The following is a 22856-nucleotide window of genomic DNA, read 5'->3' as shown; positions in this document are numbered from 1 at the left end:
AGGGCGGCATTATACGTGTCGCGCGCCCGCCCGATTCCTAACGTCTTTAACGCGTTCCCGCGCCGATCAGACCGCCCGCCGCCGCACCCGCGATCGTGCCGACCGGCCCGCCCGTGAGCACGTAGCCGAGCGCGCCGCCCGCGCCCGCGCCGATGGCCGCGTGCGTCTGCTGCCGCGACAGGCCGCCGCACGCCGCGAGACTGGTCAGCATGGCGGCCACAACCGAAAGCCTGGCGATCTTCTTCATGAATGACATTCCTTATATTGTCGTTGTGATGTTTTCTCGGGCGATACTTCCGCCACGCGACGCCATCTTAAAAAGCCGTTCACGCAGCTTTCAACGCGATTTACCTCCCGTTACGGCCGTTACGATCCGCGCCACAGCCCGCTGCGCCTGTAATGGAACTCGTCTGCTTTGAACGGTTGCGTAAGGTAGAATCGATCCAATATTCGATCTATTCGAACCATTCGAACGCGTTCCGCCCCGAAACGAACGCTTTCCGATCCAATCAAGCGCGCGAGCGCATCCGTTGGCACTCACTACCGCATGAACACCGATCGCAACGACGCTCCGGCGCCATCCAATTTCATTCGCAACATCATCGAAGACGACAACCGCTCAGGTAAATGGTCGCAGCGCGTCGAAACGCGCTTCCCGCCCGAGCCGAATGGTTATCTGCATATCGGCCATGCCAAGAGCATCTGCGTGAACTTCGGTCTCGCCGCGCAATACGGCGGCGTCTGCCATCTTCGTTTCGACGACACGAATCCCGAGAAGGAAAGCGTCGAATATGTCGAGTCGATCATCGACGCAGTGAAATGGCTCGGCTTCGAATGGAACAAGGACGGCCGCGAACACAAGTATTTCGCCAGCGACTACTACGACAAGCTGTACGAGTACGCGGAAATGCTGATCAAGAAGGGGCAGGCTTACGTCGATAGCCAGACGGCCGAAGAAATGCGCGCCACGCGCGGCTCGGCCACGGAAGCCGGCACGAATTCGCCGTATCGCAGCCGCACGCCCGAGGAAAACCTCGACCTGTTCCGCCGCATGAAAGCGGGCGAGTTCAAGGAAGGCGAGCACGTGCTGCGCGCGAAGATCGACATGGCGTCGCCGAACTTCAATATGCGCGATCCGGTTATCTATCGCATTCGCTTCGCGCATCACTACCGGACCGGCGACACGTGGTGCATCTACCCGATGTACGACTACGCGCACTGCGTGTCGGACGCGATCGAAAACATTACGCATTCGCTGTGTACGCTGGAATTCGAGGATCATCGTCCGCTGTACGACTGGTTCCTCGCGCAGCTCGCCGACGACGGCGTGTTCCAGCGTCCGCTGCCGCAACAGATCGAATTCTCGCGGCTGAACCTGACTTACGCGATCACCAGCAAGCGCAAGCTGCTGCAACTCGTGCAGGAAAAGCACGTCGATGGCTGGGACGATCCGCGTATGCCGACCATCGTCGGCGTGCGTCGTCGCGGTTTTACGCCGGAAGCCATTCGTTTGATGGTCGAGCGCGTGGGCGTGACCAAGGTCGATTCGTGGATCGACATGAGCATTCTCGAAGGCGCACTGCGCGACGATCTCGATGAAAAAGCGCCGCGCGCCATCGCCGTGCTGGACCCGCTCAAGCTCATCATCGACAACTATCCGGAAGGCCAGACCGATGCGTGCAGCGCGCCGGTGCATCCGCATCATCCGGATCGTGGCGTGCGCGAGTTTCCGTTTTCGCGCGAATTGTGGATCGAACGGGAAGATTTTCAGGAAACGCCGCCGAAAGGCTATTTCCGCTTGTTCCCCGGGAATAAAGTGCGCCTCAAATACGGTTTTGTGGTTGAGTGCACGGGCGCGGACAAGGACGAGAACGGCAACGTGATCGCCGTCCATTGCAATTATTTCCCGGACAGCAAATCGGGCACGGAAGGCGCGAACAACTACAAGGTCAAGGGCACGATCCACTGGGTCAGCGCCGCGACCGCCTACGCCGCCGAAGTGCGCATTTACGACCGACTGTTCAAGGAACCGCAGCCGGGCGCGGGCGGCGCGGAGTTTCTGGATGCGCTGAATCCCGACTCCAAGCGGGTCGTACAGGCGTATCTGGAGCCGAGCGCGCAGCAGGCGCAGGCGGAAGACCGCTTCCAGTTCGAACGGCACGGCTACTTCGTCGCGGATCGTGTGGATTCGCAGCCGGGCAAGCCCGTGTTCAACCGCATCGTCAGTTTGCGCGATAGCTGGGGCAAGCCGGCTTAAGTATGACGACTGCGACGCCGCGTCCTCACGCGGCGTCGCACTTTGTAGCGCGTTGCAGCGCATCGCATCATCGATCACCAGCGGCGGATGGGCGTCGCTTCGAGCGAGAACGATATGAAACTGCCGCATTCACTTGCGCTCGTCGTCATTGGCTCTGCGTGTGTCATAGCAGGCGCGCGGGCCACGCCAACCAAAGCGCAAACCACCGGCGATCCGCAGCCGGCTTCCGCGACGCTGCGCAAGATCGCCGAAAACGGCGCGATCGTGCTGGGCACGCGCGAATCGTCGGTGCCGTTTTCCTACACGGCGAATCAGCAAACCGTCGGCTATTCCTATGCCATCGCGCTGAAAGTCGTCGATGACATCAAACGCCGTCTCAATCTGCCGAATCTTGCGGTCAAAAACGTGATGGTCACATCGGCCAATCGCATCTCTTACGTCGTGAACAATCAGATCGATCTGGAATGCGGTTCGACCGCGCATCTGTCCGAGCGCGATTCCCTCGTCGCGTTCTCGAACAGCTTCTTTCGCTACGGCATCCGCATGGCGGTGAAGACGAAGTCGGGCATCCGTAATTACGACGACCTCGCGGGCAAAACCGTGGTGACGACGGCGGGGACATCGGATGAACGGCTGCTGCGTCAAATGACGCTGCAGAAGAAGCTGAATCTGCGCATCATCAGCGCGCGCGACCATGCGGAAGCGTTCGCCGCGTTGAAGAGTGATCGCGCCGTCGCCTTCGTCATGGACGATCCGCTGCTCTACGGAAAGATCGCGCAGGAAGGCGCGGCGCGCAGCGAATACAAGGTGACCGGCGATTCCCTCGCCAACGAAACCTACGGCTGCATGATGCGCAAGGGCGATCCGCAGTTCAAGCAGATCGTCGATGACGTGATCGCCGATATGCAGCGTTCAGGCGCGGCGGAAAAGCTCTATGACACCTGGTTTATGCAGCCGATTCCACCGGACGGCATCAACCTGCAATTCCCGCTGTCGGCGGAGATGAAAGCTCTGTTCGCGCATCCGAACGATCACACGCTGGATTAAAGCGTCTCGTGCAGATCGCTCAAAGATAAAGTGGTCTGAAAAAGCCGCGCCAGGCTGCGGCTCGCAAAGCGATCCACTTCAATCGGATTCACCCAGCGATACGCGTCCATCTCCGGAATCATCGTGCCATCGCTGTAACGCGGAAAGTACGACTCGCACACGCAGTTCTCGATCCGCACTTCCTCGTCCGACACGCGCACCGCGAACAAGTGCAAATCCTTGTCGCGCCGATACACAAAGCGCCCGAGATCCTTCAGCCGCGCGCCGTCCAGCACGATGCCGGTCTCTTCCACGAGTTCACGCAGCGCCGCCTCACGCGGATTTTCGCCCGGATCGGCGGCGCCCTTGGGCACGTCCCAATGCGTGGTTTCGGTGGCGTGGCACAGCAGCACATCGCCATGCGCGTTCAGAATGACCACGCCGCATGAAACATTGCGCCCGGTCATCGGATAAACCTTCTTCTTGTCATTGTTTCTTCAGGTGCCACTTGCCGTCTTCATGCTTGCACGCGGTCGGTGTCCACGTTTGCGTCTGCCCTTTCGCGTTGGCGACCAGCGTGATCTTGCGGCACTTGAGTCCGCCCGAATCGAAAGTCTCGTGCGGCGTCACCGTGCCATTGACCGGCACCGGATTGCCCGCGCCCTTGTTGTTCCATTCGAGCGATTCGCCATCGCCCTTGGTATTGAGCGCGGTTTGCGCGGCGTTATTGAGCATCTGCAGATCACGCTGCTTCATATACGTGATCGGCGTGTTGTTGAGAAAGCCGAGATTGGCGGCGAATGCACCGGTGCTCAGTGTGGCGATAAGCGCGGTAACGGTCACCGTGCGAGCAAGCGCTCGATGTTCGATCGACATATTCATGTCCTCGTTGCGTATAACGTCTGGAGAGGCGATTCACGAACGGCGGCCCGCGTGAACATCTGACGCGGGCCGCAACGAGGATAGCATGATGCGCAACTTATGGCCGTTGCGCCGGCAAGGTCAGGCTCAGCTCGACGCGTTCTCCATCTCTTTCAGGCCCGTGCCCTTCTGCGAGTTCGGGTCCTTCGCGGGATCGTAGCCGTCGGTGAGCGTGTTGAGGAAGATCACGAGGTCCTTGATTTCGGCTTCGTCGAGCGCGGGCTTTTCGCCCTTCTTGCGATCGAACGGCGCTTCGGTGTTGATGTTCTCCCAGTATTTCTTCGGCAGATCATCGAACTTCTGCACCGCGCCTTTTTTCGATACCGGATAGAACTTCTCCGGGTTCGTATCGCGTTCGACGTAGAAGCGCACCACTTCGTCCAGCGAGTGATAGATGCCGTTGTGGAAGAAGGTCTTGCGCGTCGCCACGTTGCGCAGCGACGGCGTGCGGAAGATGCCGCAGAACTCGTCGCCCTTCAAATCCTTGCGCTCGGGACCGCACGCGCCGAGATCGTGGAACTTCGGATTCTTGTTGATCGGCAAATCGTTATTGCGCGGCACGCCGATGGCGATCAGACCGAAATCGCTGAACTGCGGCGGCGTGCCGTCCTTGGCGCGCTGGCTGATATGGCACGACGCGCAATTGCCCTTCTTCTCGTCGTTGAAGAGATGCAGGCCGTGCAGTTCGGCATCGCTGAGTTTGGCGCGATTGGCGAGCACCGCGTCGAACTTGCTGGTGTACGGGAAGAACTTTTCCGGCGTCTGTTCGAACGCTTCGAGCGATTCGAGCACGGACGCGAAGGCCTTGTCGTCGTTATCGAAGATGTTCGGGCCGAAGGCCTTCTTGAAGTCATCCGCGTACGGCGCGGCCTTGACTGCAGCGACGACCTTGGCCGGCGTGCTGCCCATTTCAAATGTCGATGTCAGCGGAATGCGCGCCTGATCCGCGCCGTGATCGACGCGGCCATCCCACGTCAGGCCACCGGTCGGGCCGGCATCGACTGATTCGTCGCCTTCGTCGTCGGAATCGTGGAAATGCTCGGCGAACTGCGGCACCGATTGCAGATAACGCAGCGACGGCACCGCGCGAAAGCCCGGCCGATGCATATCGCTGCCGCCCAGTTGCACGGACAAACCATTCGGCGGACCGAACGCGTGCTGCGGACTATGGCACGACGCGCACGCCAGCTTCCCCGATCCCGACAGCGACGGGTCCATGAACAGCTTCTCGCCGACCGCCTGCATGTTCTTCACATGCGCGAAGACTTCGGCGCGCGTCTGGCCGCCTTGCGCGGGAGCCTGTGCGGCCACCTTCTGCATTGCGCCTTGCGCTGATTCCCTGGCATCGGCGGCTTTCGAATCGCACCCGCTCAAACCCACTGTTAAAGACAACGCGGCAAGCGCGAGGGAACCAAAAACGAAAGGCAAACGCATCGAAGACATGAAGTTGGCAAACAGGCAAATGAAAAGATGCCGAAGGGTATGTCGCCAATATGTCTTACACGTGACACGTCTTGAACCCTTCATTTCAAGTGGTCTGACAATAAATTTATTTCATCAACATTACGTATTCGAAAGGCTTATTACACGAGTCCGTAAAAGTTCGTTGCGACACTGCGCACGCCGGCGAACAAAGGCTTTCTTTTTCCGTACAAAGCCCGAGTCGTGCGCCGGTCCCCAACACAAGAGAGAGCTCATGAACAAGAAACTCGTTTGCGCGGTGCCGATGGCGGCAATCGTTGCATTCGGCCTCTACGCCTGCGGCGGCGACGACCACAAAGATATCAATCAGGTGCAGCACGTCGTTGTGATCTACGCAGAAAACCGTAGCTTCGATAACCTCTACGGCAGCTTCCCGGGCGCCAACGGTCTGCAAAACGTGACGGCCGCAGCCGCACAGCAGCTCGACCGCGACGGCAGCGTGCTCGCGACGCTTCCGAAGGTCTGGGGCGGTTTGACGGCGACGGGCGTGACGCCCGCGATCACGGAAGCGCAGACGGTCAACTTGCCGAACGCGCCCTTCGCCATCGACGATCCGAAGGGTTTCAATACGGCGCTGAACGTCACCACGCGTGACCTGTATCACCGCTTCTACGAGAACCAGATGCAGATCGACGGCGGCAAGAACGACAAGTTCGCCGCATGGGCCGACTCCGGTGGTCTCGTGATGGGTCACTACGGCACGACGCCGGACAAGCTGCCGCTGTACAAGATCGCTCAGCAATACACGCTGGCCGATAACTTCTTCATGGGCGCATTCGGCGGTTCGTTCCTGAACCACCAATGGCTGATCTGCGCATGTACGCCGATCTACCCGAACGCGGACAAGAGCGTGGCGAAGGGTTCGATCTCGTCAGTCAACGCGGACGGCGTGACGCTGACGACGGCATCGAATTCGCCGGTTTCGGCTTTGACGGGCGCACCGAAGTACGTGAATTCGGGCAATCTCACGCCCGACTTCTACGCCGTCAACACGATGCAGCCGCCGTATCAGCCGTCGGGCAATCTGCCGGTCACGGGCGGCGATCAGACGCTGGCCGATCCGTCGCAAGCCACCACGCTGCCGCCGCAGACGCAACAGCATATCGGCGATCTGCTGAGCGCGGCCGGCGTGAGCTGGGCATGGTACGGCGGTGCGTGGGGCGCGGCGCTGGCCAGCCGCACGGCCATCACGTACGGCGTGAACGCGATCCCGAACTTCCAGACGCATCATCAGCCGTTCAACTACTTCGCCGATCTGGCTCCGGGCACCGCAGCACGCGCGGATCACTTGCGCGACGGCGGCGTGAACGGCGCGGCCTTTATCGCTGCGATCGACCAGGGCACCTTGCCGGCGGTGTCGTTCTACAAGCCGCAGGGCAACCTGAACGAGCACGCCGGTTACACGGATGTGGCATCGGGCGATCAGCACATTGCTGACGTCATCACGCATATCCAGAACAGCCCGATGTGGAAAGACACCGTGATCGTCGTGACCTATGACGAAAACGGCGGCTTCTGGGATCACGTCGCGCCGCCGAAGGGCGACCGCTTCGGTCCGGGCTCGCGTATTCCGGCGCTCATCATCTCGCCGTACTCGAAGAAGGGCTTCGTCGATCACACGCAATACGATACGACGTCGATCCTGCGCTTCATCACCAAGCGCTACTCGCTGCCGACGCTGCCGGGTCTCGCATCGCGTGACGCCGGTCTGGTCGCGAACGGCAACGCGAAGATGGGCGATCTGACGAACGCGCTGGACTTCAGTCAGTAACGCATCATTTGATTGAGTGGTAGCAAGAACGGGCCGCGTGCTTGATGACGCGGCCCGTTTTCATTTCGATGCGAACACGGACGCCAGATCGCCCGCACGCGCGCCGCTCGCCTGCCGGAGCACGCGCGCTTCGAGTTCGTCGAGATGCTCGCGCATATCGGACAAGGCGGTAGCGAGATCGCCGGCTTCGAGCGCATCGACGAGCCGTGCATGTTCGTCCGATGCGCAGTTCGACACCTTCGATGGATCGAACAGTGCCTTGTAAAGCTCGGTCTTGGCGACGAGCCTGCCGAGAAACGCCGACACATCCGGTGCGCCTGCAAGCTCCGCGAGCAGCAGATGAAACTGCCCCGCGAGTCGCACGCATTCTTCGACACTGCCCGCCTTCACCGCGCGCTGCTCGTTCTTCACGTGCGCGCGCAACGCACGTTTGTCCGGCGTCTTCAGCGTCCCGCACAACGCCGCGACGATCCCCGCCTCCACCACCTGCCGCGCCCGATAAACCTCGCGGATATCGTCCACCGATGGCGACGGCACGAACGCGCCGCGATTCGCCTCCAGCATAAGCTTGCCTTCCGCGCCGAGCCGCGCGAGCACCTTGCGGATCGCGCCGCGCGTGCAGTCGAACGCAGCGGCGAGTTCGCGCTCGACCAACTGCGCGCCCGGCGCGAGTTTGCCTTGCAGCAGCGCGGACGTGATGGCGTCGTAGACGCGGTCTTCCTGTGTCAATTCCATGTGCGTTTCTCGTTTCTCTGCTGCCCATTGTATTCGGTCTATCAGCGTTCGCGTATCTTTGGTTGACCAAATGTGCGTAAAATGGTCAACCAAAGTGGGAGGGAAACGTCACATGAAACCATCGATCTGGATTGTCGATGCACGACCGTTCGGCGGCGCGCCAATGGACATCCGCGTCACGGAAACGTCGATCGATACGATCGCGCCGCACGGCGAGCGCACGCCCGCACCCGGCGATAGCGTCATTCAGGCGCACGGCGCGCTGCTGCTGTCCGGCTTCGTCGAAGGTCATACGCATCTGGACAAAACCACGTGGGGCATGCCGTGGTATCGCAACGAGGTCGGCGCGCGGTTGACCGATCGTATTGAAAACGAGCGTGCCTGGCGCGCGCACAGTGGTCACGATGCGGCGCGGGCATCGCGTGCGCTGGCGCTCGAATTTTTGCGGCGCGGCACCACGCGTTTGCGCACGCATGTCGATATCGATACGGACGCGGGTCTGCGCCATCTCGAAGGCGTCGCGCAGACCCGCGCGGCGCTCGCCGATGTGCTCGATATGCAGATTGTCGCGTTTCCGCAATCGGGCGTGATGAAGCGGTCCGGCACGCGCGAACTGCTCGATCGCGCCTTGCAGCACGACGCCGATGTGCTCGGCGCACTCGATCCCGCTGCGATCGATGGCGATCCGGCTGCATCGCTCGACATCACCTTTTCGCTCGCGACGAAGCACGGCAAGCCGATCGATCTGCATCTCCACGAACCCGGCGATCTCGGCGCGTTCACGTTCGATCTGCTGCTCGATCGCGTGGAGGCGCATGGCTATCAGGGTCGCGTGGTCGTGAGTCACGCGTTTTGTCTCGGCGCGTTGCCCGATGCGCGGCGCGGCGCGTTGCTGGAGCGCATCGCGCGCCTGAATGTGGCGTTGCTGACGACCGCGCCGGCATCGGTGAGCGTGCCGCCGTTTCGCGAAGCGCGCGCGGCGGGCGTCACGCTGTTTGGCGGCAATGACGGCATTCGCGATACATGGACGCCGTTCGGCTCGCCCGACATGCTCGAACGCGCCATGCTGATCGCCATGCGCTACGACCTGCGCCGCGACGACGATCTCGCCGCCGCGTTCGAATGCGTCTCCGTGGAAGGCGCGCGTGCGTGCGGCTTCGCGCGTTACGGTTTGCAGGAAGGCATGCGCGCCGACCTCGTTTTAGTCGATGCCGACACCGTCGCACAAGCGGTCGCCATGCGTCCGCCAAGGCGCTTCGTGATGGCGAACGGCGTCGTCATCGATCAGGATTTCACGCGATGAACTCACGCACTTCCAATCTCGCGTGGCTCGCGGTGATCGTCGCGATCGGGCTAAATCTGCGGCCGCTGCTCACGTCCGTCAGTCCGCTGATGAATACGATCTTGCATGCCACCGGCTTGTCGTTTCGCGGTGCGTCGATGCTCACCGGTTTGCCGGTCATCGCGATGGGCGTGTGCGCGTTCGGCGCGAGCGCGCTGTCGCGTGCCATCGGCAATACGCGCGGCGTCGCGGCGGGCTTGCTGGCGATCGTGATCGCGTGCGCCGGCCGCTTCTTCGCCAGCGATGCGCCGACGTTGATCGTCAGTGCGGCAGTCGCGGGAACGGGCGTCGCGATCATTCAGGCGCTGTTGCCGGGCGTGATGAAGACGCGGTTCTCTGAAAACCTGCCGTTCGCGATGGGCTTGTATTCGGCATCGATCATGGCGGGTGGCGGCCTGGGCGCGAGCATTACGCCGGCGGTGGCATCGCATGCTTCGTGGCAGGCCGGACTCGCCGTCTGGGCGATGCCCGCGTTGATCGCGCTTGCCGCATGGCTGCTGTTGATGCGCGCCGATGCCACGCCAGTTTCGAGCGCGGCGGCGCGCGTGACGAAAGCGCCATCGCTATTCAGGAACCGGCGCGCGTGGACGCTCGGCATCTTTTTCGGGCTGGTGAATGGCGGCTATACGAGCCTCGTCGCGTGGATGCCCGCGTACTACCAGCAACTCGGCCAAGGCGTGAAGGAAAGCGGCGCGCTGCTCGCCTTGCTGACGGTGTTTCAGGCGTCGTCCGCGTTATTGCTGCCGATGGCCGCCGCGCGCTTCGGCGGACGCGGACGCGACCGCCGTCCGTGGCTCGCGCTCGGTCTCATCGCCCAATTGTCCGGTTTTGCGATTCTTTTATATGCGCCGCTGAGCGCGCCGCTGGCGGCGGTCGCGCTGCTCGGCGCGGGCTTGGGCGGCGTGTTCGCGCTCACGCTCGTGCTGACCCTCGATCACGCCGATGACCACGCGCTCGCCGCGCGCCTCGTCGCTTTCGTGCAAGGCGTGGGCTTTGTGATCGCGGCACTCGCGCCGGTGGCTGCGGGCATTGTGCGCGATCTGAGCGGCGGCTTCACGCTTTCCTGGTCGATGCTCTTCGTGAGCGTCGCGGCGATGATCGCGCTGAACATCGTGTTCGGTCCACGCGGCTACGCGCGCGCGATGCAGTCCGCGACGTTCAGCGCACCGCGTGACACGCGAAAAACTCATCGAGCAGATCGGTCATCTGCCACACCGGACACGGACGACGGCAATGCCCGTCGTAGCCCGCATCCCTGAGATGCGCGATCGGCTCGTCGGGCAGAAAACCGCTCATCGCGATCATGAGCCGATCCGCGCTGTCATCGAACTGTGACAACTCACGCGCGAGCGAATAGTTGCCGCACGCGCCGACGCGTGTATCGATAAAAAGCACGTGCGGCCGCCATTCCTCGACGATATGCCGGACCGACGCCGCATCCACCGCCAGCCGCGCCGGAAAGCCCTTCAGCTCGAACAGCGACACGAGCGATGCCCCGAGCATCCGCTCCGACGAGGCAAGCAGCACCCGCCGCGCCTCCGGCTGCAGACGCAACTGCTTGCGATTCCACCGCGAACATTGCGCGGGACTGGTTTCGTAGGCCCGATTGTTCACCTCATCGCTCTCCGTGCGGGCGCGTGAATGCGCTGCGATAGCGCATCGGCGCACCGTTTGAGGGCGGTGTCGCGCGTGCGCGAGACGGCTGATTCCGCCGATGCATTGTGGGGCGGGACATCGGCGGTAATGGGGGGAAGTTAGGGCAGGAAGTGGGCCAGCGAGCAATGCCAAAACTCAGATAATTGCTTTAACCGAGGAATTATTCACTCGAATAACAGACTGCATACCCGAATTTGCTGACATGCAGATTAATTAATCGGGAACAGCAGAGAAACAGTAATGCGATTCGCATTGGCAGACCAAAATCGCGATGCGTCTATAAGTAACGCCGGGTCAAGATTCAAAATCATTTATGGAGAGCTAAGCAGCATGTATGATGCTTTTCGCCCCTTTCGCCGACGAGAGACTCATGACCCTGAAATCGATATTGCGACAAACGGTCCTTACAGTACCGCCGATCCGGCGCCTTGCATCGAACCGCGATTTCTATGCGACACGGACACAACAACTCGACGCATTAGCCACGAGCCAACGTGTACAGATAGATCAGACGAACGAAAACCTTCGCGCTGCGATCAATCAGGCAGATGAATCGCGTGCAGAACTCGAGAACGCGAAAGCCGACCTAGAGAAAGCGAGCACCGAACTCGAGCGCACGAAACTAGAGCTTGCGCAGCTTCGGGCCCAGCCCACCGAGGCCGCCCCGTCCAAAACTTCCGTGCTCGATCTTCATTCGACCGAGTTCCCCGGACACAAGCCAGCACTCGGTCTCTTCGATGGCACATGGTCTTCCGACATTCCAGGTTATGGCTTCGGAACGATCAAATTATTCGAAGACCGTCGAATGCACTGGGTCGCCGAACAATTCGGAGATCTGAAGGGAAAGCGTGTGTTGGAATTAGGCCCACTCGAAGGCGGCCATACCTATATGCTCGCAAAAATGGGCGCGCAAGTAACTTCGATTGAATCGAACTCGAAAGCGTTTCTCAAATGCCTTACTGTTCAAAATGCGTTGAAATTCGAGACTGATTTCCTGTTCGGTGACTTCTGCAAGTATTTATCTTCCACGAATGAGCGTTTTGATTTGATCGTGGCAAGCGGAGTCCTGTATCACATGGTCGATCCGATTCGCCTCTTGCAAGACATGGCAGCAGCGGCTTCGTCTTTTTTCATCTGGACGCACTACTACCACCCGGAAGTCATAGCCGGTAATCCGGCTCTCACGCCTAAATTCGACGCTTCACCGACCATTGTTCAGTGCGGCACGCGCACCGTTCATATGCACAAGCAGTTTTATCTCGATGCGTTGAAGTGGGACGGCTTTTCAGGCGGCGCAGCGCCATTCAGCTACTGGCTGACGCGCGAAAGCCTGTTGGGCGTCATCGAGGATCTTGGATTCACCGTCACGGCTAATTACGACCATACCCAGCATCCGAACGGAGCGAGCATCGCGCTGTTTGCGAGGAAGAAATCGGCCTAGCTGCGTGGCTTGATTACGCTTGGCCCGCCCTACACGACTCGAACGTGTGACCTACGGCTTAGAAGGCCGTTGCTCTATCCAGCTGAGCTAAGGGCGGGTGATGCGGCGGCGGTCGAAAAGAAAAAACAACCGCCACGCGAGTCCGCGATTTTACCTCAATCGCGACTCAAATCCGATCGCGACGAGTAAGCATCAAACCGGCTGCGGATGCATCACGAACCAGCCAAGGAAGAAAATCCCCGCGATCATGCAGTACACGCCGAACGACGCCAGCTTGCCGTGGCCTTCGAAATAGCGCATCAGGAAGCGCACGCTCAGGTACGCGGCGATGCCGGTCAGCACGCCGCCGAGCGCTGCATCGAACATTTGGCCGGGGGCGTGGAACAGCTTCGGCAGTTCCAGCACGCCCGCCGCGAAGATGATCGGCGTGCCGAGCAGGAAGGAAAATTCCGCCGCGGCTTCGGCAGTCAGGCCTGCGCCCACACCCGCGATCATCGTCAGGCCGCTGCGCGAGAAGCCGGGAATCAGCGCGCCAATTTGCGCGAGGCCGACCAGAAACGCCTGCTTGAACGTGAGCTTGTCGGGCGCCTGCATCGCGCGGGCTTTTTGGAGGCGGTCGCCGAGCCACAGGAGCACGCCATTGACGATCAGCGCCGCCGCCACGATGCGCAGATCGTGAAAGATCGCTTCGAGACGCTTTTCCAGCAGCAGACCGACGATACCCGTCGGAATCGTGCCGATGATCAGCGCCCACATCATGTGGCCGTCATCGTTCTTGCGGCCGCCGAGCGACGCGAAGAAGCCGCGAATCAGCGCGATCCAGCGCGTGCGGAAATACCAGAGCAGCGCGATGGCCGTGCCCAGATGCAGCGCGACGAGGAACGGCAGCAATTGCGGCGCATGTTTGTCGATATGCATGCCGATCAGACCGGGAACCAGCAGCGTATGGCCCAGACTGCTGACCGGGAAAAGTTCGGTTACGCCCTGCAGGACGCTGAGAAAAACGAGAAACCAGAGAGTCACGCGTCGGTCCTTTTCGTGAAATGGGAAGGACGCGCCGTGCCCCGAGCAATGTGTCGGATGTCGATGATCGAACGGGGAAAAGTAGGAAGGTACGGCGCGCAAGACCGGACCGATTATGCCTAGCGCATCTATATGCGCCAAGGCCTCAGCGCACATAGATGCGCCGCAAACAACGTTGACAGTTATTCGTTAGCTAAATCGAATAACTCAGAAAGGACGACTGAAAACATAAGCTAAGACTGGCCGGTCTTCAGCCCTTCAGCTTGTAAAGAAAGATTGCCGTGGCGGCGCCGAAAAGGCCGAACATACCGACACCCATTGCCATCGCCAAGTCCATGATCGCTCCTGTCCGTCTGCTGCCTAACATTGGAGTCGTATAACAACATATTGCAGTTTGCTTCGACAGCCGCGATTTCCCGCAAAGGGTTTCTCCGTAGTAAGAACGCAGGCAAAATCATCGCGATTTGAAACGATTCCCGGCGCGCTTTCCGGCTCGTCTCTATCATCGAGTTTCCCCGAACATCATTCACGGAGCGCGTTGCCATGTCATCCGAAGCAGACGTCATCGAAATCGAGCGCGACGGCGCCGCGATCCAGCTCGCGCCGGGCGCGGGCGGTCGGCTCATGACCTGGCGCGTGGGCGGCGAGCCGGTCATCCACTGGCCCGATCCGCTCGATCCCGCCGCCTGGGCCAACGCCGCCAAGATCCGTGGCGGCAATCCTCTGCTCTTTCCGTTTCTCGGACGCCATTTCGTCGATGGCCAGATCAACAAATGGCGCGATCCGGAAGGCGTCGTCCACGATCTGCCGACGCACGGCTTCGCGCGCAATCTGCCCTTCTCCTGCCGGCGCGATGCCGACGGCCACGGCCTGCGCATGACGCTCGTCGATAGCGACGCCACGCGCGGCGGCTATCCGTTCGCGTTTCGCTTCGAGGCGGCGTATCGAATCGTCGATGCGCATACGCTCGAAGTCGAGTTGACCACATCGAATCCGGGCGAAGTCGCGCTGCCGTATTACGCGGGGCATCACTTTTATTTTCATCTGCCGCACGATCAGCGCGAGGAAAGCAGCATCGAACTGCCGCGTACGGAGCGTTGCCATCAATTGCCCGATGGCGCGATCAGCGAGGCGCAGACCGGCAAGCCGCGCTATTCGCTGGGCGACGCGAGCATCGTCGATAACTTTCATTGTCTGACCGGGCCGTCGGATCAGCCGGTGCGAGTGAATCTGCCGGGCTTGAAGCGATCGATCGAATTCGAACTGGATCAGCCGGATTCGGTGCCCTGGTATGCGGTGACGACGTGGACCGAAGCGGACACCTCCGACTTCTATTGCGTCGAACCGTGGATCGGTCTGCCGGACGCCATTCACAACGGTCGCGGCCTGCGCTGGCTCGCGCCGGGCAAGACGGAAACCGCGTCGCTGAGGCTCGTCGTTACGCCGCTGGAATGAGCGCCGACGGCTGCTTTCTGTTCCGACAATATCAAAACGGTAAAATCCTGCCTTTTCGATCCGCGCGCCCGACTCCCACGGGCCGCGGCGTTCTGCGGGGGCAGGTTTTGGTTTTGCACACAGGAATTCGACGGTTCGTTTGCGCCACGCTCGCCACGGCGCTGGTCGCGTGCGGCTCGGCGCCGGTCGGGCCGGGGTTTTATCGCGTAGAACGCGGCGATACAGTCAGCAAGATCGCGCGGGAGAATCGCACGACGGTGGCCAATCTCAAGCGCTGGAATTCGCTGTCGAATCCGGATGCGATCGAGGTCGGGCAAGTGCTGCGCGTGGCGCCGCCTGCGGGAAGCGCGACGGCATCGACGGGCGCGGGTTCATCGGCGAACAGCGCAAAAAGCGATGCCGCCGCCGATTCGCTCGCGCAGAACAAGGCGGGACCGGGCGTCTCGCTGATCTGGCCGGCGCAGGGTCAGGTGGTCCACAGCTTCGACGGCAAGAACTCCAAGGGCATCGATATCGCCAATTCGGCGGGCACGCCGGTGCTCGCGGCGGCGACGGGCAGCGTCGTGTATGCGGGCAACGGTTTGCGCGGCTACGGCAACATGTTGATCGTCAAGCATAACGACGATTATCTGACCGCCTACGCGCACAATCGCGCGCTGCTGGTGAAGGAAGGCCAGACCGTGCAGCAAGGCCAGCAGATCGCCGAAATGGGCGATACCGACACCAATCAGACCATGCTGCACTTCGAAGTGCGCTATCTGGGCCGCTCAACCGATCCGGCGCGCTATCTGCCGCCGCGCTGAAAACCCGCGCGGTCATCAACAAGGAAATTCAGATGAAGAGGAACACGACAGCCACGCTGCTCACGGCGCTGGCTTTGACTTTGACAGGCGCGCTGGTAGGTTGCGCGAGCGGCCCGACCATGACGTATCTGCCCTCGGGCGATACGGGATTCGCCATCAATTGCAGCGGTGGCGATGCCAGCACGAGCTGGGCGGCGTGCTACAAACAGGCGGGAGAAGAATGTGGGTCGTACGGCTACGAAGTCGTATCGAAGGATGCGGACAACGGCGCAACCGCGGGCGGTTCAGTGGGCGGGATTTTCGGCGCCAACATCAAGAATCGATCGATGGTCATTCGCTGCAAGCAATGAGCGCTTGTCGCGGCGCGTGGTTTCACGCTTGAGGCCAGGCGTTCGCCAGCGTCCGGACAACGGATCGATATGCGCGGCGAACGCAATCAGCAGTGCCAGCGCGAGCGGTGCAATCACCAGAAACACCCAGAGCAAATCCATGACGGTAACGAATTGCAACAAAGTCGTCGGATGATACTCGCGCGGCAATAATTTCGCTCGAATGGGCAGTAGAGAATTTCATCGGGTATTCATGACCGGACGTTACTTTTACCGCGCAAACGGTTGATTTGGCGAGCGCGCGTTTTGAACGTGCCACGCTTGCTTGCAGGCGGTTACGGTCGGATACCAACGCACACAATCACGCGTGTATTCGCTTGGTAGATTGTCCTCAGCCCGCGCTTCTCTCTGCGCGAACAGTCCGCGCGGGTCAGAGGCCCCGGTGTGCGCGCATCGGGGCTTCGCTTTTTGTGCTTGTTACTGGGGCGTTGCCATTGAAGGCGGCGTCATGTCCGTAGGCACGCCGTGATAATCAGGCGGATCTTGCGGCGGATGCTTCTTCGGTTGATTCGATGAATCGGCGCAGGCGGCGAGCGTCAGCGAGATGGCGACGAACAGAACAAAACGCAGCATGAGACCCCTTGGCTAAAAGACGCGCAGAAAAGACAAAGGGGTTACAAGCGTGACTTGTAACCCCTTCATATTTTGTGGTCGGAGCGAAAGGATTCGAACCTTCGACCCTCTGATCCCAAATCAGATGCGCTACCAGGCTGCGCTACGCTCCGACAAGCCGCAAATTATAGCGTGCCTCTCCTCGTCCCGCAAACGGGTTATTTCGATTCACGCAAAAATATTCGCCGATGGCAGGGGCACAATAGTTGCCCTTACCTCATCGCCAATCAAACGATCAAATCGATCAAACGGAGACAGTCGATGAACCTCATTCTCTGGCGACACGCCGAAGCCGAAGATCACGCATCGAGCGATCTCGCCCGGCAGCTCACCGCGCGCGGACGCAAGCAGGCGCAAGGCATCGCCAAATGGCTGAAGACGCGTATCGACGATGACGCGCTTTTGCTCGCCAGTCCCGCGACGCGCACGATTCAAACGGTCGAAGCATTCGGCGATCAATATCGCGTAGTCGATCAGCTCGCACCGGGCGCGAGCGCGCAAGCCGTGCTCGATGTCGCCGGCTGGCCCGATGGCATCGCGGAAACGGTGGTGATAATTGGGCATCAGCCGACGCTCGGCCATGTCGCAGCACTGCTGATGACCGGCCATCAGGCGGAGTGGTCGATCAAGAAATCGGGCGTGTGGTGGTTTCAGTCGCGCTCGCGCAACGGCGATGGTCAAACCGTGCTGCGCGCGATCATGAACCCCGATCTCCTGTAAATCCTTTAAATACTGGAAGCGAGCGTAAGCGCACGTTCATGCGAATGTCGTTTCATCGAAACGTCATTGCCATGCCATGCGAGCGTCATTGTGCGTTACTACATTGGCGAGGACAAAGCCCAAGCCACGCCAGCCGAGGAACGCCAATGCAAGATATGCCGACGCCCCTTCTGCAACTCGGAGCGTCTTCGCTCTCGCTCGATTCGCGCCGCCATCTTCCGCGCACGTCCGAAACCGTTACGGGCCAGCAGCGCCTGCAAGTATCGTGGGCCCGCTCCGACGATGCACTGCGCGAGGCGCAACGCCTGCGCTATCGTGTGTTCTCCGACGAAATGGGCGCGCGTCTGTCCGGTCCTGCCGGTCTCGATGTCGATGCCTTCGACGCCTATTGCGATCACCTGCTCGTGCGCGATCTCGACACGTTGACCGTGGTCGGTACGTATCGCGTGTTGCCGCCGCATCAGGCCGCGCGTATCGGCCGGCTGTATGCGGAGAGCGAATTCGATGTATCGCGTCTCACGCATCTGCGCCCGAAGCTGGTCGAAGTGGGCCGTTCGTGCGTGCATCCCGACTATCGCAACGGCGCGGTGATCATGTCGCTGTGGGGCGGTCTCGCGCAATACATGATGCACAACGGCTACGAGACGATGCTCGGCTGCGCAAGCGTCGGCATGGTCGATGGTGGTCATTACGCCGCGAACCTCTACACCTCGCTTCCCGCCGATGCCTTGAGCGCGCCGGAATATCGCGCGTTTCCGCATACGCCGCTGCCGGTCGAAGAGTTGCGCACGGGCGCGGAAGTCAGCCCGCCGCCGCTGGTCAAAGGCTATCTGCGTCTCGGTGCGAAGATTTGCGGTGCGCCCGCGTGGGACCCTGACTTCAACACGGCGGACTTTCTGACGCTGTTCCGGCTGTCAGATATCAATGCGCGATACGCGCGTCACTTTATCGGCGATATCAAGACTCGCTAAGTGTCAGTAAGCAAAAAGCCCCGTAAAAACGGGGCTTTTTTACATGCGTGAGTGATCGATCAATCGCCCGTATACACCACTCGATAAGGACGCCCAATCTTTTCCCACTCCATCGCTTCCTGCACGAGGCTGTAGTCCGTGAGCGGATTGCTCGCGACCCAATCGTTCGGCAGACGCACTTCGAAACTGCCCGCCGTCTCTCTCACCTCGATGCCCGGCAATCCGACATCGACACGACGGCGCGACAACAGCGACGCGAGGCGCAAGCAGAACAGCAAGGTCCAGTCGATATCCCGCATCTGCGCGAGCTTGCCCAACTTGCCCGCGTGACCAAGCACGAGCGTGGCCAGCCGCGCCTGATCGGTGCGCGAGAAACCCGGCATATCCGCGTTGCTGGCGATATACGCCGAGTGCTTGTGATACGCGCTATGCGCAATCGACAAGCCGATCTCATGCAGCGACGCCGCCCACGACAGGAACATGCGATTCTCTTCGCGCAGGTCTTCGTCGGATTCGCCGAGTTGATCGTAGAAACTGATCGCCAATTCGCCAATGCGATCCGCCTGCGGTCCATCCACGCCATAACGCCGCTTGAAACCTTCGACCGTGACCGTGCGCATGTCCTGATGCTGCGAACGTCCGAGCAGGTCGTACAGCACGCCGAGGCGCAGTGCGGCGTCGGTGGTATCGGCGTATTCGACGCCCAGTTCCTCGAACACGCCGAGCATGATCGACAAGCCGCCCGCCAGCACCGGAATGCGATCCGGCTTCAGCGCGATCAGCTTCAGGCGATTCACGTTCTCCGCCTTGATGAGCGCGCGCTTCAGACGTTCGAGACCGCCGCGCGAAATGCCGTGCGTGATGCCTTCGTCGTTGAAACCGTTCGCTTCGATCAGTTCCGCGAGCGCGCGCGCCGTGCCGGATGATCCGATCGCCTGATCCCAGCCGGTCTGCTTGTATTCGCGCGAGATGATCTGAATTTCGCGCTTGGCCGCGAGCTCGGCCTGGCGCATGGTGTATTCATCGACATTGCCAGCGGGAAAGAATGTGCGGCTATGACTCACGCAGCCGATATACAGACTCTCCATATGAATCGGCGTGTAATGCGAGCCGATGATGAACTCCGTCGAACCGCCACCGATATCCACCACCAGCCGCTTGCCCGCGCTCGCCGGCACCGAATGCGCCGCGCCCGCATAGATCAGACGCGCTTCTTCGCGGCCCGCGATCACTTCGATGGGAAACCCGAGCGCCGCTTCCGCTTCGACCAGAAAGTCGTTCGCATTTTTAGCGACGCGCAGCGTGTTGGTTGCGACCGCGCGTACCTGATCGGGGTGGAAGTCGCGCAGACGCTCGCCGAAGCGCTTGAGCGCTTCCCAGCCGCGCACCTGCGACGCGCGATCGAGCATTTTGTCTTTGGAAAGGCCGCCGCCCAGCCGGACGGGCTCACGCAGCGCATCGACCTGATAGATCTGGCTGCCCGCCGGCGTCTCCTCGACGCGGCCGACGATCAGCCGGAAGCTATTCGATCCGAGGTCAACTGCGGCAAGAAGATGAGGATGTTGGACCATCGGATATCCAGAAATCGTGATGTGGGGGAAGCACCGTCACAGCGTGGCTGCTGTTGCGGCGCACGAATTCTATTCTATGCCGATGCGAAGATCGCCTTTCGGCAACGGTGTAAAAGCATGGAACGCGCCGATTTCTGTCGGGTTGCGCCCGCTTGCGCTAGCGACGCTATCCGGAATGTGAGTAGAATTTGTGTCACATTCCATGTCATAAAAATTACATCATACTGTGAGATCATCAGACCCCAACCCTGCGTTTTCGTCCGAGACCTATATCTTCCAGCCGATGTCCATACGCTACCCGCTTTTCAATCGCGAACTGGGCATTCTTGGTTTCAACGAGCGAGTTCTCGCTCAAGCCGCCGATACATCGGTGCCCCTGTTGGAACGCCTTCGCTTCATCTGTATCACCAGCTCCAATCTCGACGAATTCTTCGAAGTCCGCATGGCCGGACTGCAAGAGCAGATGCGCGACAATCCCGGCTCGCTATCGCCGGATGGCATGTCGCTACAACACGTCTACGACCTCGTTTCCGAACGCGCGCAACGCCTCGTGCATCAGCAATACGCGATGCTGCACGACATCGTCCTGCCTGCGCTGGAAATGGAAGGCATCTATTTTCACGGCGCGGAAAGCTGGAGCGAACAGCAGACCGCCTGGGCCCGCGATTACTTCCATAACGAACTGCTGCCGGTGCTGACGCCGATCGGCCTCGATCCGGCGCATCCGTTCCCGCGCGTGCTGAACAAGAGCCTGAACTTCGTCGTCGAGCTGGAAGGCACGGATGCGTTCGGCCGTCAGGCGGTGATGGGTATCGTGCAGGCGCCGCGCGCGCTGCCGCGTCTGGTGCGTATGCCGGAAGCGCTGTCGGGTTATCCGCATGGCTTCGTGCTGCTGAGTTCGTTCATGCAGCACTTCGTCAATGAACTGTTCCCGCATCTCACGGTGGTGAACTGCAACCAGTTTCGCATCACGCGTAACAGCGAACTGTTCGTCGATGAAGACGAAATCACCAATCTGCGCGTCGCGCTTCAGGGTGAACTGCCCGCGCGGCATTTGGGTAATGCGGTGCGGCTGGAAGTATCGGCAGAGACGCCGCCGCATATGGTTCGCCGCCTGCTTGATGAGAGCCAGTTGAGCGAGCGCGATTGCTATCGCGTGAAAGGCGCGGTGAATCTCGTGCGATTGATGCAGTTGCCCGAGATGGTCGATCGCCCCGATCTCAAGTTCGTCCCGCATATTCCGTCGATCCCGAAGGCCATCGCCAACACGACCAATCTCTTCGATGCGATCGATCAGGGCGATATCCTGCTGCATCATCCGTACGAGAGTTTTCAGCCTGTGCTGGAGTTGTTGCTTCAGGCGGCGAAAGATCCGCAAGTAGTGGCGATCAAGCAGACGATCTATCGCACCGGCACCGATTCGCCGTTGATGGATGCGTTGATGCAAGCTGCGCGCAACGGCAAGGAAGTGACCGTTGTTGTCGAGTTGCTGGCGCGGTTTGATGAAGAGACGAATATCAACTGGGCTTCACAGCTCGAGGCAGTTGGCGCGCATGTGGTGTATGGCGTGGTCGGCCACAAGTGCCACGCGAAGATGATGCTGATCGTGCGGCGTGTATCGCAGGGCGGCAAGATGGTGCTCAAGCGTTATGCGCATTTGGGCACGGGTAATTATCATCCGCGTACCGCGCGTCTTTATACCGACTTCGGGTTGATGACTTCCGATCAGGAAACCTGTGAGGACGTGCATCATGTGTTTCAGCAGTTGACCGGGATTGGCGGTGAGATTCCGCTGCATCAACTGTGGCAATCGCCTTTCACGCTGCACGCCAAGCTGATCGATGCGATTCGGGCTGAGGCTGAGCATGCGCGTCAGGGCAAGCGGGCGCGCATCGTTGCCAAGATGAACGCGTTGCTTGAGCCGACTGTGATTGCTGCGCTTTATGAGGCATCGCATGCGGGCGTGAAGATCGATTTGATCGTGCGCGGGGTGTGTTCGCTTAAGCCTGGTGTGGAGGATTTGTCCGAGAACATTACTGTGCGGTCCATCGTCGGGCGATTTCTTGAGCATCATCGGATCTTTTATTTTTATGCCAACGGCAGGGAGGATGTTTTCCTCTCTAGTGCGGATTGGATGGATCGGAATTTCTTCCGGCGTGTGGAGGTGGCGTTTCCTATTCGCGATCGGCGGCTTAAACGGCGTGTGATTGCTGAGGGCTTGTCTGTTTGTCTTGGGGATAATCAGTCGGCGTGGGTCATGCAGAGTGATGGGCATTATCGGAAGCGGCGTTCGGGGAAGTCTGTGCGCAATGCGCAGCTTGGGCTTTTGGCTAAGTTTTGTTCTTAGGTCTTTTTGTTTGGGTGCCGCTGCTGTTTGTTGTTTGGCTTATGCAGTAGCCGCCTCCCCGGCGGAGGGGTAACTTTCTTTGCTGCTGCAAAGAAAGTCACCAAAGAAAGCAGCTTTTTCAACCGGACACTGCCTCTTGATACGGCAAGTGGATTAATGGGCTCCCTAGGTGACAATAGCCCGCCGCCACTGAGGCCTGCCCGGCCTGTCAAGCGCTCGGTACGCGCCATTCAAGCATCCCTTTTCCCTTAGCAAAGCGGTACGCGCTCATAAGCGCGGCACGTCCGGCGCTCACGCGCCATCGCCGTAGGGGTCTATAAGGGAAACACAGAGA

21 protein-coding genes and 2 tRNA genes are annotated in these 22856 nt (G+C 60.4%); 12 read left to right on the top strand and 11 right to left on the bottom strand.

Translation table 11 applies throughout. The features are described from left to right. Positions 1–46: 46 nt before the first annotated feature. Positions 47–247, bottom strand: a complete 201-nt coding sequence (locus tag P7F28_RS20995) for an ornithine carbamoyltransferase (RefSeq protein ID WP_277186511.1) — start codon at positions 245–247, stop codon at positions 47–49. Between the two features lie 300 nt (positions 248–547). Here P7F28_RS20995 and P7F28_RS20990 point away from each other — a divergent pair, with 300 nt between their 5' ends. Together P7F28_RS20990 and P7F28_RS20985 are read left to right on the top strand one after the other, a co-directional pair. Beyond that, positions 548–2257 carry a glutamine--tRNA ligase/YqeY domain fusion protein gene (locus tag P7F28_RS20990; protein WP_277186510.1) on the top strand — a complete coding sequence of 570 codons (1710 nt, stop codon included), beginning with the start codon at positions 548–550 and terminating at the stop codon, positions 2255–2257. A gap of 114 nt (positions 2258–2371) precedes the next feature. Further along, positions 2372–3304 (top strand): transporter substrate-binding domain-containing protein, encoded by a 933-nt coding sequence (locus P7F28_RS20985; RefSeq protein WP_277186509.1) that lies wholly within the window; start codon positions 2372–2374, stop codon positions 3302–3304. Here P7F28_RS20985 and P7F28_RS20980 read toward each other — a convergent pair. The 3 genes from P7F28_RS20980 to P7F28_RS20970 all read right to left on the bottom strand — a co-directional run bounded on the left by P7F28_RS20980 (position 3301) and on the right by P7F28_RS20970 (position 5647). Continuing rightward, entirely contained in the window at positions 3301–3750 is a 450-nt protein-coding gene (locus P7F28_RS20980; protein WP_277186508.1) for an NUDIX hydrolase, read from the bottom strand. The genes P7F28_RS20985 and P7F28_RS20980 overlap by 4 nt on opposite strands. A 19-nt stretch (positions 3751–3769) precedes the next feature. Beyond that, the gene (locus tag P7F28_RS20975) at positions 3770–4165 is read right to left on the bottom strand and encodes an RT0821/Lpp0805 family surface protein (protein WP_306805963.1); all 396 of its coding nucleotides are present in this window, start codon (positions 4163–4165) and stop codon (positions 3770–3772) included. A gap of 126 nt (positions 4166–4291) precedes the next feature. Further along, the gene (locus tag P7F28_RS20970) at positions 4292–5647 is read right to left on the bottom strand and encodes a cytochrome-c peroxidase (protein ID WP_277186507.1); all 1356 of its coding nucleotides are present in this window, start codon (positions 5645–5647) and stop codon (positions 4292–4294) included. Positions 5648–5900: 253 nt separating this feature from the next. On the opposite strand from P7F28_RS20970, the gene P7F28_RS20965 reads away from it, so the two are divergent. Next, complete coding sequence (locus tag P7F28_RS20965) at positions 5901–7457, top strand: acid phosphatase (protein WP_277186506.1); 1557 nt, start codon at positions 5901–5903, stop codon at positions 7455–7457. Between the two features lie 60 nt (positions 7458–7517). On the opposite strand, the gene P7F28_RS20960 is transcribed toward P7F28_RS20965, so the two are convergent. Then, positions 7518–8192, bottom strand: coding sequence for a GntR family transcriptional regulator (locus P7F28_RS20960; RefSeq protein ID WP_277186505.1), 675 nt, complete (start codon positions 8190–8192; stop codon positions 7518–7520). Between the two features lie 112 nt (positions 8193–8304). Here P7F28_RS20960 and P7F28_RS20955 point away from each other — a divergent pair, with 112 nt between their 5' ends. Beyond that, positions 8305–9495 (top strand): amidohydrolase family protein, encoded by a 1191-nt coding sequence (locus P7F28_RS20955; protein WP_277186504.1) that lies wholly within the window; start codon positions 8305–8307, stop codon positions 9493–9495. After that, positions 9492–10793: a cyanate transporter gene (locus tag P7F28_RS20950; protein ID WP_277186503.1), complete on the top strand. Its 1302-nt coding sequence runs from the start codon at positions 9492–9494 to the stop codon at positions 10791–10793. The genes P7F28_RS20955 and P7F28_RS20950 overlap by 4 nt, the downstream gene beginning before the upstream one ends. Here the strand turns inward: P7F28_RS20950 and P7F28_RS20945 are convergent. Then, positions 10693–11148 (bottom strand): hypothetical protein, encoded by a 456-nt coding sequence (locus P7F28_RS20945; RefSeq protein ID WP_277186502.1) that lies wholly within the window; start codon positions 11146–11148, stop codon positions 10693–10695. The genes P7F28_RS20950 and P7F28_RS20945 overlap by 101 nt on opposite strands. 412 nt (positions 11149–11560) lie before the next feature. Here P7F28_RS20945 and P7F28_RS20940 point away from each other — a divergent pair, with 412 nt between their 5' ends. Then, entirely contained in the window at positions 11561–12631 is a 1071-nt protein-coding gene (locus P7F28_RS20940; protein ID WP_277186501.1) for a methyltransferase domain-containing protein, read from the top strand. A gap of 20 nt (positions 12632–12651) precedes the next feature. Here the strand turns inward: P7F28_RS20940 and P7F28_RS20935 are convergent. Both P7F28_RS20935 and P7F28_RS20930 read right to left on the bottom strand, forming a co-directional pair. Further along, positions 12652–12728 (bottom strand) — tRNA-Arg (locus tag P7F28_RS20935). A gap of 95 nt (positions 12729–12823) precedes the next feature. Further along, positions 12824–13654, bottom strand: coding sequence for an undecaprenyl-diphosphate phosphatase (locus P7F28_RS20930; RefSeq protein WP_277186500.1), 831 nt, complete (start codon positions 13652–13654; stop codon positions 12824–12826). Positions 13655–14197: 543 nt separating this feature from the next. Here P7F28_RS20930 and P7F28_RS20925 point away from each other — a divergent pair. From P7F28_RS20925 to P7F28_RS20915, 3 genes are all read left to right on the top strand, one after another. Further along, positions 14198–15109 carry an aldose epimerase gene (locus P7F28_RS20925; RefSeq protein WP_277186499.1) on the top strand — a complete coding sequence of 304 codons (912 nt, stop codon included), beginning with the start codon at positions 14198–14200 and terminating at the stop codon, positions 15107–15109. Between the two features lie 113 nt (positions 15110–15222). Continuing rightward, positions 15223–15912 (top strand): peptidoglycan DD-metalloendopeptidase family protein, encoded by a 690-nt coding sequence (locus P7F28_RS20920; protein WP_277186498.1) that lies wholly within the window; start codon positions 15223–15225, stop codon positions 15910–15912. Positions 15913–15944: 32 nt separating this feature from the next. Next, positions 15945–16262, top strand: a complete 318-nt coding sequence (locus P7F28_RS20915; RefSeq protein WP_277186497.1) for a hypothetical protein — start codon at positions 15945–15947, stop codon at positions 16260–16262. 456 nt (positions 16263–16718) lie between these two features. Here P7F28_RS20915 and P7F28_RS20910 read toward each other — a convergent pair whose 3' ends face one another. Then, positions 16719–16874 carry a hypothetical protein gene (locus P7F28_RS20910; RefSeq protein WP_277186496.1) on the bottom strand — a complete coding sequence of 52 codons (156 nt, stop codon included), beginning with the start codon at positions 16872–16874 and terminating at the stop codon, positions 16719–16721. Between the two features lie 75 nt (positions 16875–16949). Beyond that, positions 16950–17026: transfer RNA gene (locus P7F28_RS20905), tRNA-Pro, on the bottom strand. A 148-nt stretch (positions 17027–17174) separates the two neighbouring features. On the opposite strand from P7F28_RS20905, the gene P7F28_RS20900 reads away from it, so the two are divergent. Next, positions 17175–17633 (top strand): histidine phosphatase family protein, encoded by a 459-nt coding sequence (locus P7F28_RS20900; RefSeq protein ID WP_277186495.1) that lies wholly within the window; start codon positions 17175–17177, stop codon positions 17631–17633. A gap of 146 nt (positions 17634–17779) precedes the next feature. Continuing rightward, positions 17780–18604 carry a GNAT family N-acetyltransferase gene (locus tag P7F28_RS20895; protein ID WP_277186494.1) on the top strand — a complete coding sequence of 275 codons (825 nt, stop codon included), beginning with the start codon at positions 17780–17782 and terminating at the stop codon, positions 18602–18604. 59 nt (positions 18605–18663) lie between these two features. On the opposite strand, the gene ppx is transcribed toward P7F28_RS20895, so the two are convergent. Beyond that, on the bottom strand, positions 18664–20175 hold the full coding sequence (gene ppx / locus P7F28_RS20890) for an exopolyphosphatase (RefSeq protein ID WP_277186493.1): 1512 nt from the start codon (positions 20173–20175) through the stop codon (positions 18664–18666). Between the two features lie 283 nt (positions 20176–20458). Between ppx and ppk1 the strand changes: the two genes are divergently transcribed. Then, the gene (ppk1, locus tag P7F28_RS20885) at positions 20459–22522 is read left to right on the top strand and encodes a polyphosphate kinase 1 (RefSeq protein WP_277186492.1); all 2064 of its coding nucleotides are present in this window, start codon (positions 20459–20461) and stop codon (positions 22520–22522) included. The last annotated feature ends 334 nt before the right edge of the window (positions 22523–22856 follow it).

This window comes from Caballeronia sp. BR00000012568055, from assembly GCF_029439455.1.
Lineage (GTDB): Bacteria > Pseudomonadota > Gammaproteobacteria > Burkholderiales > Burkholderiaceae > Caballeronia.
This window is presented reverse-complemented; position numbering and strand designations above follow the sequence as displayed.